Origin of the sequence: Nostoc sp. (assembly GCF_036917465.1) — a bacterium.
GTDB lineage: Bacteria > Cyanobacteriota > Cyanobacteriia > Cyanobacteriales > Nostocaceae > Nostoc.
Genome location: NZ_JBALDL010000040.1, coordinates 1 through 16,836 on the forward strand (window position 1 = coordinate 1; position 16,836 = coordinate 16,836).

Below are 16,836 nucleotides of genomic sequence, written 5' to 3' on the forward strand. Positions count from 1 at the left end.
ATCACAATCAAACTAATATATTTTAAGCATTCGCCCAAAACTACCATATTTTGGGTTATTTTTATCAGATTTTTCTTAACATTCAACACTTCTGGGTCAGGAGCAGTGGTGGTGATGGATAATTTATCCGCGCATAAACTAGATTCAATTGTGCCAATGATTGAAGCTGTAGGTGCAAAAGTTATTTGTTTATCCTCATACTCCCCCGATTTTAATCCAATTGAATTATGGTGGTCACAACTTAAATCTTTTTTACGCAGTTTTGCTCCAACTACAACAGAAATAGTTGATCAACTAATCTCAGTTGCACTCGACTTAATAAATCCTCAACATTTAAGAAACTGGTTTGCTAGTTGCTGCTACTGTACCTCATAACAGCCGGAAGTGCTGTATTCACCAGTTTCTGCATCAATCACAATCATCTTACCGATATTGTCACCAGACTCGACATTTTGACGAATACCATTTTCGTAAAATTGTTTAGCTCTTAAGGCTACTTCTTCTACAGTCTAGAAAATTGATTGCATCAAAATTTCACTAAATGATTGCTTCTTCAATTATTGTAGTTTCAGAACTAATAAAAGCGTTTATTGTTCTGAACAGGTAGCCAAAAATCTATGGTCATGCCACAAACCTGATTTTTGAGCCTTTTCACTCAAATAAGTTAAGTAATAGGGTATTAGTACGCACAGTCTTAGGAGGATTTTTGTAACAAGATTTTTAAATTTAGTTACATAAACCATAAATTGAGGGGCAATCTCCCTATGCTTGCTTTTACCAATCCAAAGCAGTCACAGGGCTATTGCCCCTAAATATTTTGAGCGTTAATCGCTCTTTCTCCAGAAACACCTATGAATTATCCTTCATCAGGCTATCTGGGCTTAGATTCCACACACCATACCATACTCCGCAATATCAACAGAGTTACTCAGCAGTGACGAGTTCAGTGCTGCCGCGTGTCCGTCGCCGTGTGAGGCTGTTGAACACCATTACACCGATCGCCTTAATCAAATTGCCTTCCAATTCCTGGAACATCTTCATGTTCGTACCAAAAGCGGCGTTAGCTTCATCAACGATGCGATCGGTTGTCGCTTCGTCAAGGGGTAATTCATCCAAATTGTGGCGATAATTGGCTTTAAATGCCTTCTCATCAGGAATTTCTGGAAACTCATAAAAAGCTGTCCCTTGCCCCTCAGACAAATTCATCGCAGTTACAGCAATGTTTTTGAGAATTTGTCCCCCAGATAAATCGCCCAAGTAACGAGTATATGAGTGAGCTATTAACAGTTCCGGTTCTGTGGCAGATATTTCTCGGATGCGCTTTACATAAGCTTCACCTGCAGGAGATAGTTTGATTTGCTCTCTCCAGTTAGCACCAAAGTAATAACCCAGGTCTTGCTCTAAGGTATACTTGCGATTTAGCTGGGGAAAGTTAATTTTAGAAAGAATTGGGTGCTGGCGGTGCTTTTCCATTTCTTCTTCCATCGCTGAGTAGACGAAGTAGAAGTTAGCAACTAGTTTCCGGTAAGAGTTTTTCTCGACTACTCCTCTTAAAAAGCACTTGACAAACCCTACATTTTCTGCCATCGTGTGGGCTTTCTTTGTGCCTACACGTAATTTGGTTGCTAAATTGCTGCTCATGTTAAATTTCTCAACTTTAAAAGTTAACTGCCGGAGTTTTAATTCACTAACGGCTAAAAAAGCCATTAAAAAGTTACCTTAAAACTATTTGATGAGAATTTATATTAAAATTTTTTAAGCAGCAGGTATTTTGTCGTTTTTTACACAACAGCAAGACTATGGGAATATAACTTTACATTGCCGTGTTTAGATTTTTTGTTGTTATTAGCTAACTTTAGCTTTCATTCTGAGTTTTCCTAAAAAACATTGATGATGAAATCTAAGTAATATTTCTGACATTCTATTTTCTCTTAACAGCATTGCAAAGTGTGAACTAATGCAGATAAAAATCAAAACTCAAGTTAAGGACATAAAAGAAATAATTAGCTAAAATGTGGAAACTTTACTGATAAGGTAAAAGCTAATACTGACTTCATGGAATATTTACAATTTCAAAGTCATCGATTCAGTATGATTACGTAAAAGTAGCTTTATTTAGAATGAATTTCTAAAGAGAAAAAGCATGTCAAAATTGCTGAATAAAGTCTTAAGTGCTATTTTTCAGTGTGATTGTGTGGAGTGTTTAAATATATGGTTTCATCTATAACTCGAACATCGGGGATTTCTGAGGGTTCTGCTTCCGAAGTTGAAGGATTAGACAAAGGGATTGAAAGCAGTTTTGGGCTGAATTTAATCCCACTACCGGCTAATCCTTTATTTGGTACAGATGGGATTCGTGGACGAGTCGGAGAATTACTAAATGCGCCTTTAGCATTACAAGTTGGGTTTTGGACGGGGATTGTTTTACGGAACCATGCGACTCAAATAGGGCCAGTCATTCTCGGACAGGACTCTAGAAACTCCAGCGATATGCTGGCAATGGCTTTGAGTGCAGGGTTAACAGCAGCAGGATTAGAAGTTTGGTATTTGGGATTATGCCCCACTCCTTGCGTTGCCTATCTTACCAGCATCAGTGACGCAATTGGCGGAGTGATGATTTCTGCCAGCCACAATCCCCCAGAGGACAATGGCATTAAGGTTTTTGGTGCGAATGGTGGGAAATTACCGCAAGTATTTCAGGCAGAAATAGAAGCGGGGCTGCGTGGTAAAATATCACCGATCGCTAAAGTTAGTAATTGCGGACGGCATTACTCACGTTTTGAGTTAGTGGGGCATTATGGCGAGGCGTTGAAAAAACCCTTGAACAGTGCGCTAAATCTTCAGGGAATGAAGATTGTTTTAGACTTGGCGTGGGGTGCAGCAGTCGGGTTAGCACCATCAGTATTTACAGAAATGGGGGCAGAGGTGATCTGCTTGCATAATGAAGCAGATGGCGATCGCATTAATGTCAACTGCGGTTCCACCCACCTAGATATTCTGGCCGCCACAGTCCAAGAACACAACGCCGACATCGGCTTTGCTTTCGACGGTGATGCCGATCGCGTCTTAGCAGTAGACAACACTGGTAGGCAAGTTAACGGCGATTATATTCTTTACCTGTGGGGACGGCATTTACAACAAAACCAACAACTGCCAGATAACCTGATTGTATCTACAGTCATGGCCAACTTAGGCTTTGAGAAAGCTTGGCAACAAATTGGTGGTAACTTAATTCGCACCGCAGTTGGCGATCAGTACGTGCAAGCCGAAATGCAGCGAACTGGGGCAATGTTAGGTGGCGAACAATCTGGTCATATTCTTTGCCGTCATTATGCTGTTACTGGAGATGGCTTGTTAACAGCCTTGCATATAGCAGCTTTGGTGAAAGAAGCGGGTGTTTCTCTTAGTGAATTAGTAGATCAAAGCTTCCAGACATATCCGCAAATATTGCGGAACGTGCGAGTTGTAGATCGCGATCGCCGTTTAGGATGGCAAGATTGCGAACCGGTGCAACAAGCGATCGCCCTTGCTGAAGCTGCAATGGGTGATTCCGGCAGAATCTTGGTTCGCGCCTCTGGTACAGAACCAGTGATCAGAGTCATGGTAGAAGCCGCTAATGCCGAACTTACCAACTACTGGACAAATGAATTAGTTTCAAAAGTTCAGCAACATCTGATGGACTAAATAAGCGATTATCTCAGCTTTTAACAAACGCCAATTTTCTGTCACAGCTTCTACAAATTAACTAGCCTTGGTTAACCGTAGAACCTGTGATATTTGTATTGGTATTGTTATATCCTCTACGCCTAATTAGTTGCCGAGAAAACTTACTACATCAGCATGAACATGTTATTATCTACCTCGATATTCTTAGCTATTTTTCTAAGATTTAGTAATCTGATTTGATTTTATGAAAAAATCTAAGTATGTGTAGGGTGTGTTATGGCGTTTCCTAATCACATGAAGTAGATCATAGCCCCATCATCGCTTGCGGGGAGGGGTTGTTGTACCTCACTCAACTGAGAACCGCTATATCCCATAGCGTAACGCACTAAAAATTTCAGGTAGTGCGTTAGACTTTGGCATAAAGCAACGCCAGTGACGCTCAAGTCGGGAAACCCGCCCACACGACTGGCTCCCCTACGTATATTTTAGAAATTAAATACGAATCTTATAATCTAATGCTTGTTTTTGTTATCCCACTCAAAAGTGCAAAAGTTTCTAATTCCTGGGGACGTGTTACACAATTATTTGAAAGATGCATTACATCAGTTTGCAATCAAACCTCACCTAACTTTCACGTTATTGTTGTTTGTCACGAAAAGCCAAAAATAGAATTCAGCCATTCTCATATTACATACCTTACAGTTGATTTTTCCCCTCCTAACGAGATTAACCCTGTAGCTAAAGGAGATACAGATAAAGGGCGTAAAGTCTTAAAAGGATTAATTTATGCTCAACAATTTTCTCCTACTCATACTATGGCAATTGATGCTGATGATTGTGTCAGCAAAAAATTAGCCCAATTTATTCAACAACATCCCGATTCTGATGGATGGGTTATCAACAAAGGTTATAAATATCAGGAAGGCAGTAAATATATATATCTTAAAAGAAGAAACTTTTATAAAATGTGCGGTAGCTGTAATATTATTCGCTATAATTTGAACTATTTGCCCGAAACCGCCGAATATAATCGTGGCTACGGATACTATAGATATTATATAGATCATGGCAAAGTTAAGGATATTTTAGAGAATCAAGGAAAAGCGATTAAATCATTACCATTTCCAGGAGCAGTTTATATCCTGGATACAGGAGAAAACCTTTTTGATAATTCTAAAAGATTGAGATTTAGCATTTTTAATCGCAAATTATTGAATCAATCAGTTAGAGATGAATTCGGATTGTACGACTTACAGCAATCCAAAGAAATTTCTCAAGTATAATATATTTCTTGATGCTGAAAGGCTACAGCGCTACTATGCCGAAAATAAAGTCAAAATCACAGAAATCTAAAAACTCGAAAAAGCAGGCTTCTAAGGAAACTTCTACTCTTAGCCTCAAAGAACAGTTAGCCCAAAAACGCAAAGCAGCCCTAGCACGTAAAGAACTCATTAGTTTGCTCACCACCGCCTCTTTTGGCGGGATCTTCGTTGGCATTGTGCTTTTTTTTGTAGCTGGAATTAAAGCAGCAGTCCCTGGTGTATTGGGGATAATAGTTATGTCCCTTTCCTACAAATACCCGCGCCAAGCATTATATGCCTTCATCATTTACGTCCCTATTGGTGGTACTATCACTTACTACTTAGGCAATAGTCCCATACTCCAATTAGCTAAAGATGCCTTTTATGTCCCTGCGCTAATTGGACTTTGGCAAACTTGCCGTAAACAGGGGCTACCCCTAATTATTCCCCAAGGAATTAAAATTCCACTTTATATTGTCTTGGGTTGCAGTCTTCTAACACTATTATTTGTCAATGGTGGGCAGCAGTTTAACCCACCTAGTGTAGGACTATTGGCAAAAGCAGAGAAAGAAATACCTTTAGGTATGGGAATTCTCGGACTAAAAGTATTTTTAGGATATGTCCCCCTACTTGGTTGTGCCTACTATCTAATTCGGGATAAGCGGGATTTTCTCTTTTTATCGCGCCTCCAGATTGTCCTCATACTGGTTTGTTGTCTGTTGGGATTTATCCAATACCTGTTACTACTAACTGGTATATGTAAAGGCACTAGAGGTCTTGAAGGCAATGCCCTATTTGTGACATCACTAGAAGCCCGATGCTATTTTGGTGGAGCGCTCTTATATAGTCCCGAAGAAGGAGTGATTCGTCTACCAGGAACATTTGTAGCCCCTTGGCAATGGTCGTGGTTCTTAATTTCCAGCACCTTTTTTACCTTTGCCACCGGCTTCACCGATCCCTCCATAATTTGGCGGCTAGTCGGTTTAGGTTCTTTAGTAACAGTCTTTATCAATGCTGTAATTTCTGGACAAAGAATCGCCTTAGCCTTAGTACCAATCTGCTTCGGGATTTTGCTATTGCTAACTGGTCAAATTGGCAACCTTAAACGATTTATCCCCATAGGGATAGGACTGGCTATAGTTTTAGGAATTGTGATGGTGACTAACCCTAGCGTCGTCGAAGAAAGAACCGCTAGTTTTACCAGTCGCTGGGACGCTTCACCACCTCAAGATTTTATCATCCAACAATTTCAAGAGAATTGGAAAGATGTAGACGGCCCTTTGGGAAGTGGCTTAGGTCGAGCAACTAACTCTGCCCGCGTAATGGGTACAACTAAGCTGGTAGAAACCTACTACCCCAAAGTACTTTATGAAGTTGGAATTATTGGAGTACTAGCTTTTCTAGGTTTGGTAACAAGTTTAACAATTATTGGCTTTAAAACCTATCGCTCCATAAAGAACCGTAATTTCCGCAGTTACGGAGCGGCTTTATGGGTGTTTATATTGTTTATTAGCTACAACACCTACTACTACCCTTTGGATGTCGATCCTGTTGCTGTCTATTATTGGTTTTTTGCGGGAGTTCTTTTTAAATTGCCAGAACTGGATAAACAAGATAAAGAAGATGCCAACCCGGAGCAAAAAAACAAGAAAAAACGTCTAAAAACAATTTAAATCAGAGAACAATGGCAAAAGTTATTATATGCGGTCAGAATCACATCAGAATTCCTAACCTACCAGGTAATTCTAGACATACACTAATCCACCAGGCAATAGTAGCTTAGGAAAGTTAATGGAAATTAATTCTTATAAAGTTATTATCAAAATAGAAAAATTACTTAATAAAAATCATGGATAATTATCCTTTAATTTCTGTAGTTATCCCGACTTATGGTAGAGAGGAAGCGCTACGGGATAGTATTGTAGACGTGCTAAAACAGGACTATCCAAATTTTGAGGTTTTAGTAGTAGACCAAACTCCAACGCACCAACCAGAAATTCAAGCTTACCTAGAAGAGATGGCGAATGCAGCTAAAATTAAATGGTTGCGCTTAGATTGGGCAAGTTTGCCAGGAGCGCGAAATTATGCTGTGCGGCGAGCTTCTGGTGAAATAATATTATTTATTGATGATGATGTTCAGCTAACCCCAGAATTGTTAGCAGCCCATGCAAAAAATTATTTGCAAAATCCAGAAGTGGGGGCTGTGGCCGGACGGGTATTTGACAGAATGAAATTAGGTGATTCTGGAGGAGATTTACAGATTGAATATCTGCCTCCCGAAGCTATGGATCCAGGAATTGCTTGGTATCATATTGATTTAGTACATACTATCAAACCCCAGCAAGTGCTGACAGCAAGGGGTTGCAATATGTCATTTCGTAGCGAAATATTTACTAAGTACGGGCTGAGGTTTGATGAGAGGTTTCGCGGTAGTGCAGTGCGCGAAGAGTCAGATTTTTGTTTGCGGGTGCGAAAAACGGGATATAAGATTTGGTACGACCCAGAAGCCCATTTGGTGCATTTAGGCGAAGAAACAGGGGGTTGTCATGATATTAGTATGCGATCGCTCAAATATCAACTGACCTTCTACCACAACCATTTCTTGCTAGGGCTGAAAAACCTGACTGCAACTCAAGCTTTACGTTTATACGGTCGTTTATTTGACTGTCACGTTCTGGGACACCCACCTTGTAACAAAAGCGGTTCACCCATCAAAATTGCCACTCGTGCTATTTTCTACACTTTGGGTTTTTTCAAAGCCTTGGGTACTGTCATCCAATCACTGTGGAACGATGGTCAAATTTACACTCAATTGGATCAACAAGTTTAGTTATTGGGCATTGGGCATTAGTTATTTAAAAAAATGACAAATGACAAATAAAAATTAATAAATATTAATGAAAATCTTAGTTGCTAGTCACACTTATATCGTAGACCTCAACTGTGAAAAATTACGCGCGTTATCTCAACTAGAATCGGGAGTTGAAGTGACAGTTGTAGTACCAAAGCGCTGGAAACCAGGCGGCGTACAAAACAGAATTATTGAAGCTGAATACCGTGATGAAGGTACATTTAGAATAGTTCCGGTTTCTAATTTTAGTCAAAATCATCAGGGACTTCTTACTTTTGGCGCTGATTTGATATCTTTGCTAAAACAATTTCGTCCGCAAATCATCCAAGTGGAACAAGGGTCTAGGGGGCTAGCTTATACTCAGATGATTGCCTTAAATCAGCTATTAGGACTCAAGGCAAAAAATGTATTTTTTACCTGGTGGAATTTACCATACAATCTGAAATTACCAATTGCTTTATTAGAAAAATATAACCTCAATCACAGCCACGGCATTATTTCTGGCAATCAAGATGGAGCAGAAGTTTTGCGACAACGAGGATATAAAGGGGCAATTAAAGTCATGCCGCAACTGGGTATAGATGAAAGTTTATTTACTCCTAAAGCCCAACCAGAGTTAGCAGCAAAGTTTGGCATTAACACAGAGGATTTTGTTGTAGGTTTTGTTGGGCGATTTGTGCAAGAGAAGGGTTTGTTAACGCTTTTGCAAGCCTTAATTACATTGAAAAATAAACCTTGGAAATTACTACTACTGGGAAGAGGAGAGTTGCAAACTGAATTAATCAAAATTGCAGCAGAAAACAATCTTCAAGAACGGCTAATCTTGATAGAAAGCGTCCCACATGACGAAGTTGCAAACTATATCAATTTAATGAGTACTTTAGTATTGCCTTCAGAAACAACTTATAAGTTTAAAACCTTAACTTCTGTTGGCTGGAAAGAACAATTTGGTCATGTGCTAATTGAAGCGATGGCTTGCCAAGTACCTGTGATTGGTTCCGATTCTGGTGAAATTCCCTATGTAATTGGCGATAGTGGTTTAGTATTTCCTGAAGGTGATGCTCAAGCCCTTGCTAATTGTTTAGTTCAATTAATGGATAAACCAGATTTTGCTCATACTCTGGGTGAAATGGGTTATCAAAAAGCAATGGTTAAATATACAAATAAAGCTTTGGCTAAACAGCAACTAGAGTTTTATCAAGATTTAGTTTTTTAGTTTCAAAACAACTTGCCTGAACCGCAGCGATTTTTCGCAGTATTTTGAGCCGGTGGTCGTTTTTTTCAAAGCAGTTCCCATCAATAATTGTGATTTTGTATCTACTTGATAAAACACTCAAATATTACACCCAGCATTCACCATACCCTCCGCTACTTTTTAGTTTGCGATCGCATGCTATCATTATCCGACTATTTGTCACCTTGATCGGGCTGGGGAAAAACCCCATCGCCCCTGGCGATGCCAGTTGCAACAAGAGTATTTCACCGCCCAACACCAGGAGTAGCCATTACTTCCATCATGCCGAAAGATTTAGCAAAAAACTTATGTCCGGTGGAGAGAAAGAAGTCTATTTAATGATTGATAGGGCTGAAATGAGGATTTTCCTAGAAGAAATTCTGGTTTATCTATCAGGTACTAGGCAAGTCCCCTTCAGATAAGACATTATCTATGCTAAGTACCCACGGGAAACCTTTGTTAACTGGAGAACTGACAGTAATTTTAGCTCTGTTGCTAAACTGTTTTAATTTGTCAGCAAATTGGGGAACAGTTTTCATGATCTGACGATAACTTTCCATATTATTACAAATCACGATCAACGTCAAAACGCCACTATTGATTTGGAAATACCAATGACAACTCGATAACAAAATACGTGTCATTTTGTCGCACGCTAAGAAAAAGCTTTTTTTTGTTGCTTCTTCAAGCTGTCTAAACAATATTTCACTCAGCTTTATTGTTTGACGCGAAGGCAAATCATCTGGATGCAAGCATGCTTGAGTCATAAGGTTTTGGCAAGCTTCAAAAAATAAGGAAGCTGTGGTAAAGATTGGTAATTAGGGTTTTTTGCAGATAGAAGAATCTGCTTCTGATAGCTAAGGTTATTGTTCTTGGGTGACAATCCACAACAAATCTAACCACAAGTGGGGATAAGTTTGTTTGAGATTTGAAAGTGGATCGCGCATCAAGTTATTGGCATTCAAGCAAACAACCTCAACTAGCCCCAGGTATTCTGCTACTTCTCTAATGATATTTTTTTGTTCTACTACAGCACTAATTAGTCTATCAGGGCAGTAAATTGCAATGTATTTTGCATAGCGGATACAATTTACTCTTCTTAACTGAGGATGAGGATTGATCGCTTTCACATAACATTGGCTTAACAGTTTCCATACCCGTGGATGAGTGTGTTCAATAATTACGTTAAATTGCTGGGCTAAGTCTTCTTCGATAATCATTACTCTCTCCATTGCTTTGTTACTAAGAACAGTAATTTCATGTCATCTGTTGCATACTTTGGTAAATATCTAATTTTGCAAAAAATTAAAACAGCAATCTTTGCTGGTGCTATGTGCATATTCACTCTAGTCAAATCGGTAATTTTTAGTTAGGGCAAAATTTACCCCAAAAAGCGAAATTGGTTGGTATGTTTTTTACGGCTTCTAATACTCGCCTATCAAGCATCAAAGCTGAAACTAATTTCTAAAACTGTATTAAATACTACTTTTTACCAATATAGTTGGTATATTTCTTCTACTAGACAAATGCTCTGTTTATTGGAATTTGGGGCTTTTGAGCCATAATAACAGCTAAAAAGCAATCTCCTGCAAAAATAATTTGCGCTTGGCAAGCAAACTGGCAATTTCTGTGATAGTCTTTTTATATGGGGAATCAAGACAGCGAAAGCACATTCATGTCGTCAAAGAGAAATGATATAAACTCAAAGACAACACTTTCGCCTTGGCAGATGCAATGTTTAAATCCGCTACGGCTTTTTGAAACTAAGAGATAAAGCCAATGAAGCAGGATAGCGACCTCCGTAATAACTTGAAGTCAATCAGAACTCGCTTAGGCATGAGCCAACAAGATTTGGCTAACATCGCTAGTGTGACTCGTCAGACTATTAGCGGTGTAGAGTCGGGACTATATGCTCCCTCAGTGGCTATAACACTTCGTTTGGCCAAAGCGCTTGGCTGTCAAGTTGAGGATCTATTCTGGTTAGAGCGGGATTTACCTGAAATTGAAGCCGTTCTTGCCAAACCTGTTCCTAACGGTCAGCAACTACGAGTTAGCATGGCTCGTGTGGGAGGGCAATGGATAGCTTATCCCTTGATTGGTAAGGATGCTTTTCGCCAAGATATGATTCCGGCTGATGGTGAAAGTACAAGCCTTACAGGTACAAATAAGGTTCGAGTCCGTCTTTTAGACGATAATCTCGACACACTTCACAACACAGTTGTGATTGCTGGTTGTGCCCCTGTGATTTCACTATGGGCGAGAGCCACCGAACGCTGGCATCCCCAACTGCGAGTCCAATATAACTTCGCCAATAGCATGGCTGCATTGCACAGTCTATGCAGAGGTGAAGCGCATATTGCTGGGATGCATCTGTACGATCCTGAAACTGGTGAGTATAATACTCCCTTTGCTCGAGATGTTTTGGCTGGCAGGGAAGCAGTTCTGATTACCCTTGGTGTCTGGCAAGAAGGACTTTTGTTGAAATCTGGCAACCCAATGGGAATTAGAACAGTTACTGACTTAGTTGCAGGGGGAGCGACTATTGTCAACCGCGAAATAGGTTCTGGTAGTCGGATGCTTTTGGAACAAACACTCCAAAAAGAGCAGATACCATTCGATGCTGTGAAGGGCTTTGACAATATACTTAAAAGTCACCAAGATGTTGCCCAAGCTATAGTAGGAGGAATTGCTGATGCTGGTATGAGCACAGCATCTGTAGCTACCGCTTTTGGGCTAGGATTTATCCCTTTACATCAGTCACGATATGATTTGGTGATTCTCAAAGAATATTTGGAAGAAGCACCTGTACAGCAGTTGCTCAGTACTTTGGGACATCGGATGGTTCACTCACAATTTGAAATTCTTGGCGGTTACGATATCAGCAAGATTGGGGAAGTTGTAGCGACTGTTTAGAGTGGATTCCAATGGTTGGTTGTGTGCTTGAAGGAATACTTGGCGTAAATTTAAATTCCTGCTGCAACCACTATTGAGGTGTGAGCAACCTTTGATAATTCGTAATAGAGCCTCCGGCACGCTCCGCGTTAAGCGAAGCCATGCCGCAGGCTTTACGTAATTCGTAATTGGGATTTCGAGTTTGGAATCTGTAGCTTTCTTTTTTCTAATTGGTATTACTGCCGCCAGAGAAATCATTTGAGTGAGTGGATGGTAATACTTGCAATATTCCTTGAGTGATGTCTTATTGCTCTAGCCATGCAAAACTGATAAGTGCCGCCAACGCTCAAGCAGATGGTGAGAAGAAGCTAGAAGATGCCCAAGGCGAAGCACTAGAAGCGCTGAAAAAAGGAAACGTAGAAATAGTTTCTGGTAGCGAGAAGAAGTAAGGCTCTTGGTATGACTCAGGTGCTAAATACAAAGTAAATATCAGGTGGGCGAGAATAGCCCACCTTCTCACAAATCATTTAAAATGAAGGTAGTTGAATAGCTAATCTTAACTTCTGTGTTTTTTATTCACCGTGTTAACACTAATTCATTAACGTGTAGATGACAACATTAATACTTTAATAGTCTAGTTCATGTTTTTGTTTTATCCTTCTCTAACCTAGATGATGTTTATGCTTTAGGAGATGTGAAATTCTCTTTATCATCTCCTTTTATTTCATCTTTAGATACACGGTGAATAAATAAAAATCCTTTTCAGCTTTTGGGAATTCAGTGAATAACTAATAACTTCTACCTATTGTCACTAAACAAATGAATCCCACCCCAGGAAAAAGCAACGATTCACTCAGTGACTCCAATTCCGAAGACGCTTGTCAGCAGATACTGCATAAAAAAAAGTCCTCCACACAATTACCCCAACCTGGAACTACCCAAGGGAGTTGCGCTTTTGACAGTGCAATGATTACCCTAGTACCAATTACCGATGCTGCTCATGTAGTCCACGGGCCAAGCGGCTGTGCTGCCAGTATTTGGGGAAGTTATAGCAGTCTTTCTTCTGGTTCGATGCTGTATAAAATACGTTTTAGCAGCGACATTGATGAGAACGATATCATCTTTGGTGGAGCCAAAAAGCTGTATAAAGGCATTTTAGAATTACAAAGACGCTACAAACCTGCGGCGGTATTTGTTTACTCCACTTGTATTACCGCTTTGATTGGGGATGACATTGAAGGAGTTTGCAAAGATGCTACCGAGAAAACAGGAATACCCACTATCCCTGTACATTGCCCAGGATTTATTGGGAACCAAAATTTGGGCAACCGTGTTGCTGGTGAAGCAATGCTAGAACACGTTATTGGAACAGATGAACCAGATACTATTACACCTTATGATATCAATCTAATTGGTGAACACAATATTGCAGGTGCAATATGGAATGTTCTACCGTTGTTGGAGAAATTAGGTATTAGAGTTTTGGCAAAAATTACAGGTGATGCTATCTACAAAGAAGTTTGCTATGCTCATCGTGCCAAGCTGAATGTGATCCTCTCCTCAAAAGCATTAATCAACATGGCTAAAAGGATGGAGAAAGAATATAGCATCCCCTATATTGAAGAGTCTATTTATGGTGTTGAGCAAATCAATCAGTTTCTAAGAAATATTGCTGCAAAGTTGAGTAATTATGATTTGCAAGAACGTACAGAAAAAATAATTGCAGAAGAAACTGCTGCCTTAGAAGAAAAACTTGCTCTTTATATCACCCGATTGCAAGGCAAGCGGGTTATCCTTTCTATTGGAAGTTTCAAGAGTTGGTTGATTATCTTTGCTGCTAAGAAATTGGGTATGGAAGTTATTGCTATTAGTACTAATAGTAATACTGAGGAGGATAGAATTAGAGTCAAAAGTTTGCTGAGTCAAGATGGCATAATTTTAGAACAAAATAGTCCTGAAGAGATTTTACAGATAATTAACGAAAATCAAGCTGATATGTTAATTTCTGATAAACGCTATCAAGATACATCTCTCACAGCTAGGATTCCATTTCTAGATATTAATCAAGAACGCAACCATGCCTATGCAGGCTATATAGGGATTTTAGAGGTAGCACGAGAACTGTATGCCGCTTTTTACAACCCTGTGTGGGAGCAAGTATCCCAACCAGCCCCGTGGGAAGAGGATGGAGAAGTAGAGGGAGTAGGGGGAGCAGGAAATTCTCTAGAGGAGGACATCTAATGGCAATTATTAGCGTTACGAGTACATCAGTTGCAGTTAATCCCCTGAAGCAAAGCCAGACTGTGGGTGCAGTTTTAGCCTTTTTGGGGTTAAAGGGAATGATGCCTTTATTACACGGTTCTCAAGGCTGTACTGCTTTGACTAAGGCAGTCTTAGTACAAAATTTCCGTCAAACGATTCCCCTTTCCAGTACGGCGATGACAGAAGTTGCAACCATTTTGGGCGGCGAGGAAAGAGTTGAACAAGCTATCTTGACTTTGGTGCAGAGATCCAAACCAGAAATTATCGGTCTTTGTAGCACTGGACTTGTAGAAACCAGAGGCGATGATATGGGGCGCTTTGTTAAGGAAATTCGCCACCGTCACCCAGAACTAGATTATTTACCAATTGTGCTTGTCTCTACACCGGATTTCAAAGGTACATTACAGGATGGCTTTGCTGGCGCAGTTGAGAGTATGGTTAGGGAAATTCCTCAAAAAGGCGAGAAGCAAGATGCTTGTCCGACACAAATCACTATTTTGGCGAGTTCTGCCTTCACACCAGGGGATGTACAGGAAATCAAAGAGATTGTTACTTCCTTTGGACTCGTGCCTATTGTTGTACCTGACCTTTCTGGCTCATTAGATGGTTCTATAGAAGATTCTTCTAGTGCTATTACAGCTAATGGCACAAATGCAGCACAATTGCGATCGCTTGGCAGTTCTGTATTCACTTTGGCGCTAGGTGATAGTATGCGGGCTGGGGCGCAAATTTTAGAAAAGAGATTCAATATACCCTATGAGGTGTTTAGTGAACTGACAGGACTACTAGCAGTAGATAAATTCTTACAAGCACTGGCGGAGATCAGTGGTGTAAGTGTACCACAGAAATACCGTCATCAGCGTCGTCAGTTACAATATATGATGTTGGAGAATCACTTTTACTTTGGTTGCAAGCGAGTTGCTTTGGCGCTGGAACCAGATTTACTTTGGTCAACAGTTGCTTTTTTGCGATCGCTAGGAGTCCAAATTCACGCAGCAGTGACGACAACACGCTTTCCTCTTTTGGAAAAACTTCCAATTCCCAGCATCACTATCGGCGATTTGGAAGACTTTGAACAATTGGCGGTTGGATCTGATTTGCTAATTACCAACTCTCATGGAGTTGCGATCGCCCAACGCTTACAAATTCCTCTCTATCGTCAAGGGATTCCCATTTTTGACCGCTTAGATCACAGTCAGTTTACCAAGGTTGGCTACCGAGGTACTATGCAGCTTTTATTTGATATTGGCAACCTGTTTTTAGAGCAAGAAACAAAGGTTAAGCATTAAACAGATTCATCACAATATTACCAATAATATTGGTAATATGTAGCACAAGATACAATCTTGACGATCAACTTTAGCTTTGATAGTTAGTATCAAGCCGTATATTCCATCTGGGAATATACCAACCAATGCTAGTAACTAGGCACTAGCTTCTGCATAGACTCAAATTAAGTCTTCTTCATGAATCCAGCACAGCTAAAAAAAACAACTGCCAAAGCGAGTTGTGTGACAAGAAAACTTCGCCGCCGTTTTGACGTTACACAATCTGTCGTTACACCATCTTTGCTCACTTGGTTCGAGGTTATTGGCTACACAGTTTTGTTAGAGCCAGATATTGCTTTAGGTAAGCACCAGATAGGGCGGAGTAGTTATAGTGATGTGGTTTTGTATCAGCGCCTTCATAGTGCTTTGGAGAAAATTAACCCGACAAAACCGGATGAGGCGATCGCCGCAGCCATTCATCAGGTTACTTGTGCAGAGAGTTCCGACTTGTTGGAAAATAACCTTCGCTTTCACAAATTATTGACTAATGGTGTGGAAGTTGAATACCTGTATAACGAAGAAATAGTTCATGACTTAGTGTGGCTCATTGATACTTCTAATCTACTCAACAATGATTGGCTAGTTATTCATCCCTTAACTGTTGTTGAGGGGAATCATGCTCACTGTCCCGATCTAGTTGTCTTTATCAACGGTTTACCTTTAGCAGTTATTGTCTCGGTTGATCCAAGCAACGAACGAGCCATATTCCAAGCAGGTTATCAGCAAATCCAGTCTTACCTTGAAGAGATACCAAAGCTGTTTTCTTACAATACACTCCTAGTTATCACTTGCGAAAATCGGGCAAGAGTCGGTACATTAAGCTCGGACTGGCAGGAGTTTTTACCTTGGCACACAATCGATGGCGAGGATTTTCCTCCCAAGGGCGCAACTGAATTAGAGGTGCTGATTCAAGGAATTTTTGACAAACGGCGTTTCCTAGAGCAAGTATTGCACTTAATAGTGTTTGAGAAAAACGGAACCAGCATTAGTAAAAAATTGCTTCGCCAACCTTTTTGTACTATACAGTACCCCAAAATTTCGTCCTTGTACGATAGTTGCATCAATAGACCCGATATCTAAACCCGCCTCCAAAGCACTTATGGATATAATAGACCTATTGCAAAATTATTTTTATGGTAGAGTATAGGATTTTGCGGCTTGAGTTAATTGTGCAATGCAGTTCGAGCAAACAAAAAAGTTATTACGGTTCAGTTAAGGTTAGCAGTCTTTCTAGAAGTCATTTTTTTAATGTAGACGCGGAGCGGCTTGCCGCAGACTAGCACAGAGGTGCAGAGAACACAG

General features: G+C 40.1%; 14 protein-coding genes. 11 read left to right on the forward strand and 3 right to left on the reverse strand.

The window, feature by feature from the left end:
* Nucleotides 1-375 (forward strand): transposase (locus tag V7K38_RS07740; protein WP_442940757.1); only part of this gene is annotated, 375 nt, incomplete at its 5' end.
* Between the two features lie 549 nt (nt 376-924).
* Here V7K38_RS07740 and V7K38_RS07745 read toward each other — a convergent pair.
* Nucleotides 925-1,641: a biliverdin-producing heme oxygenase gene (locus V7K38_RS07745; protein WP_334856804.1), complete on the reverse strand. Its 717-nt coding sequence runs from the start codon at nt 1,639-1,641 to the stop codon at nt 925-927.
* A 570-nt stretch (nt 1,642-2,211) separates the two neighbouring features.
* On the opposite strand from V7K38_RS07745, the gene glmM reads away from it, so the two are divergent.
* From glmM to hpsO, 5 genes are all read left to right on the forward strand, one after another.
* Nucleotides 2,212-3,684: a phosphoglucosamine mutase gene (glmM, locus tag V7K38_RS07750; RefSeq protein ID WP_334856756.1), complete on the forward strand. Its 1,473-nt coding sequence runs from the start codon at nt 2,212-2,214 to the stop codon at nt 3,682-3,684.
* 497 nt (nt 3,685-4,181) lie between these two features.
* Nucleotides 4,182-4,949, forward strand: a complete 768-nt coding sequence (locus V7K38_RS07755; protein WP_334856757.1) for a glycosyltransferase family A protein — start codon at nt 4,182-4,184, stop codon at nt 4,947-4,949.
* Between the two features lie 35 nt (nt 4,950-4,984).
* Nucleotides 4,985-6,640: a hormogonium polysaccharide biosynthesis protein HpsL gene (gene hpsL / locus V7K38_RS07760; protein ID WP_334856759.1), complete on the forward strand. Its 1,656-nt coding sequence runs from the start codon at nt 4,985-4,987 to the stop codon at nt 6,638-6,640.
* A 176-nt stretch (nt 6,641-6,816) separates the two neighbouring features.
* Nucleotides 6,817-7,797 carry a hormogonium polysaccharide biosynthesis glycosyltransferase HpsN gene (gene hpsN, locus V7K38_RS07765; protein ID WP_334856761.1) on the forward strand — a complete coding sequence of 327 codons (981 nt, stop codon included), beginning with the start codon at nt 6,817-6,819 and terminating at the stop codon, nt 7,795-7,797.
* Between the two features lie 67 nt (nt 7,798-7,864).
* Complete coding sequence (hpsO, locus tag V7K38_RS07770; protein ID WP_334856763.1) at nt 7,865-9,034, forward strand: hormogonium polysaccharide biosynthesis glycosyltransferase HpsO; 1,170 nt, start codon at nt 7,865-7,867, stop codon at nt 9,032-9,034.
* Nucleotides 9,035-9,444: 410 nt separating this feature from the next.
* On the opposite strand, the gene V7K38_RS07775 is transcribed toward hpsO, so the two are convergent.
* Both V7K38_RS07775 and V7K38_RS07780 read right to left on the reverse strand, forming a co-directional pair.
* Nucleotides 9,445-9,819 carry a hypothetical protein gene (locus tag V7K38_RS07775; RefSeq protein ID WP_334856765.1) on the reverse strand — a complete coding sequence of 125 codons (375 nt, stop codon included), beginning with the start codon at nt 9,817-9,819 and terminating at the stop codon, nt 9,445-9,447.
* Between the two features lie 96 nt (nt 9,820-9,915).
* Nucleotides 9,916-10,272 (reverse strand): hypothetical protein, encoded by a 357-nt coding sequence (locus V7K38_RS07780; RefSeq protein WP_334856767.1) that lies wholly within the window; start codon nt 10,270-10,272, stop codon nt 9,916-9,918.
* 559 nt (nt 10,273-10,831) lie between these two features.
* Between V7K38_RS07780 and V7K38_RS07785 the strand changes: the two genes are divergently transcribed.
* The 5 genes from V7K38_RS07785 to V7K38_RS07805 all read left to right on the forward strand — a co-directional run bounded on the left by V7K38_RS07785 (nt 10,832) and on the right by V7K38_RS07805 (nt 16,614).
* Nucleotides 10,832-11,965 carry a substrate-binding domain-containing protein gene (locus V7K38_RS07785; RefSeq protein ID WP_334856769.1) on the forward strand — a complete coding sequence of 378 codons (1,134 nt, stop codon included), beginning with the start codon at nt 10,832-10,834 and terminating at the stop codon, nt 11,963-11,965.
* 278 nt (nt 11,966-12,243) lie between these two features.
* Nucleotides 12,244-12,393: a hypothetical protein gene (locus tag V7K38_RS07790; RefSeq protein ID WP_334856771.1), complete on the forward strand. Its 150-nt coding sequence runs from the start codon at nt 12,244-12,246 to the stop codon at nt 12,391-12,393.
* A gap of 370 nt (nt 12,394-12,763) precedes the next feature.
* Complete coding sequence (nifE, locus tag V7K38_RS07795; protein ID WP_334856773.1) at nt 12,764-14,185, forward strand: nitrogenase iron-molybdenum cofactor biosynthesis protein NifE; 1,422 nt, start codon at nt 12,764-12,766, stop codon at nt 14,183-14,185.
* Nucleotides 14,185-15,495 carry a nitrogenase iron-molybdenum cofactor biosynthesis protein NifN gene (nifN, locus tag V7K38_RS07800; protein ID WP_334856775.1) on the forward strand — a complete coding sequence of 437 codons (1,311 nt, stop codon included), beginning with the start codon at nt 14,185-14,187 and terminating at the stop codon, nt 15,493-15,495. The genes nifE and nifN overlap by 1 nt, the downstream gene beginning before the upstream one ends.
* A 177-nt stretch (nt 15,496-15,672) precedes the next feature.
* On the forward strand, nt 15,673-16,614 hold the full coding sequence (locus tag V7K38_RS07805) for a type I restriction endonuclease (RefSeq protein ID WP_334856777.1): 942 nt from the start codon (nt 15,673-15,675) through the stop codon (nt 16,612-16,614).
* The last annotated feature ends 222 nt before the right edge of the window (nt 16,615-16,836 follow it).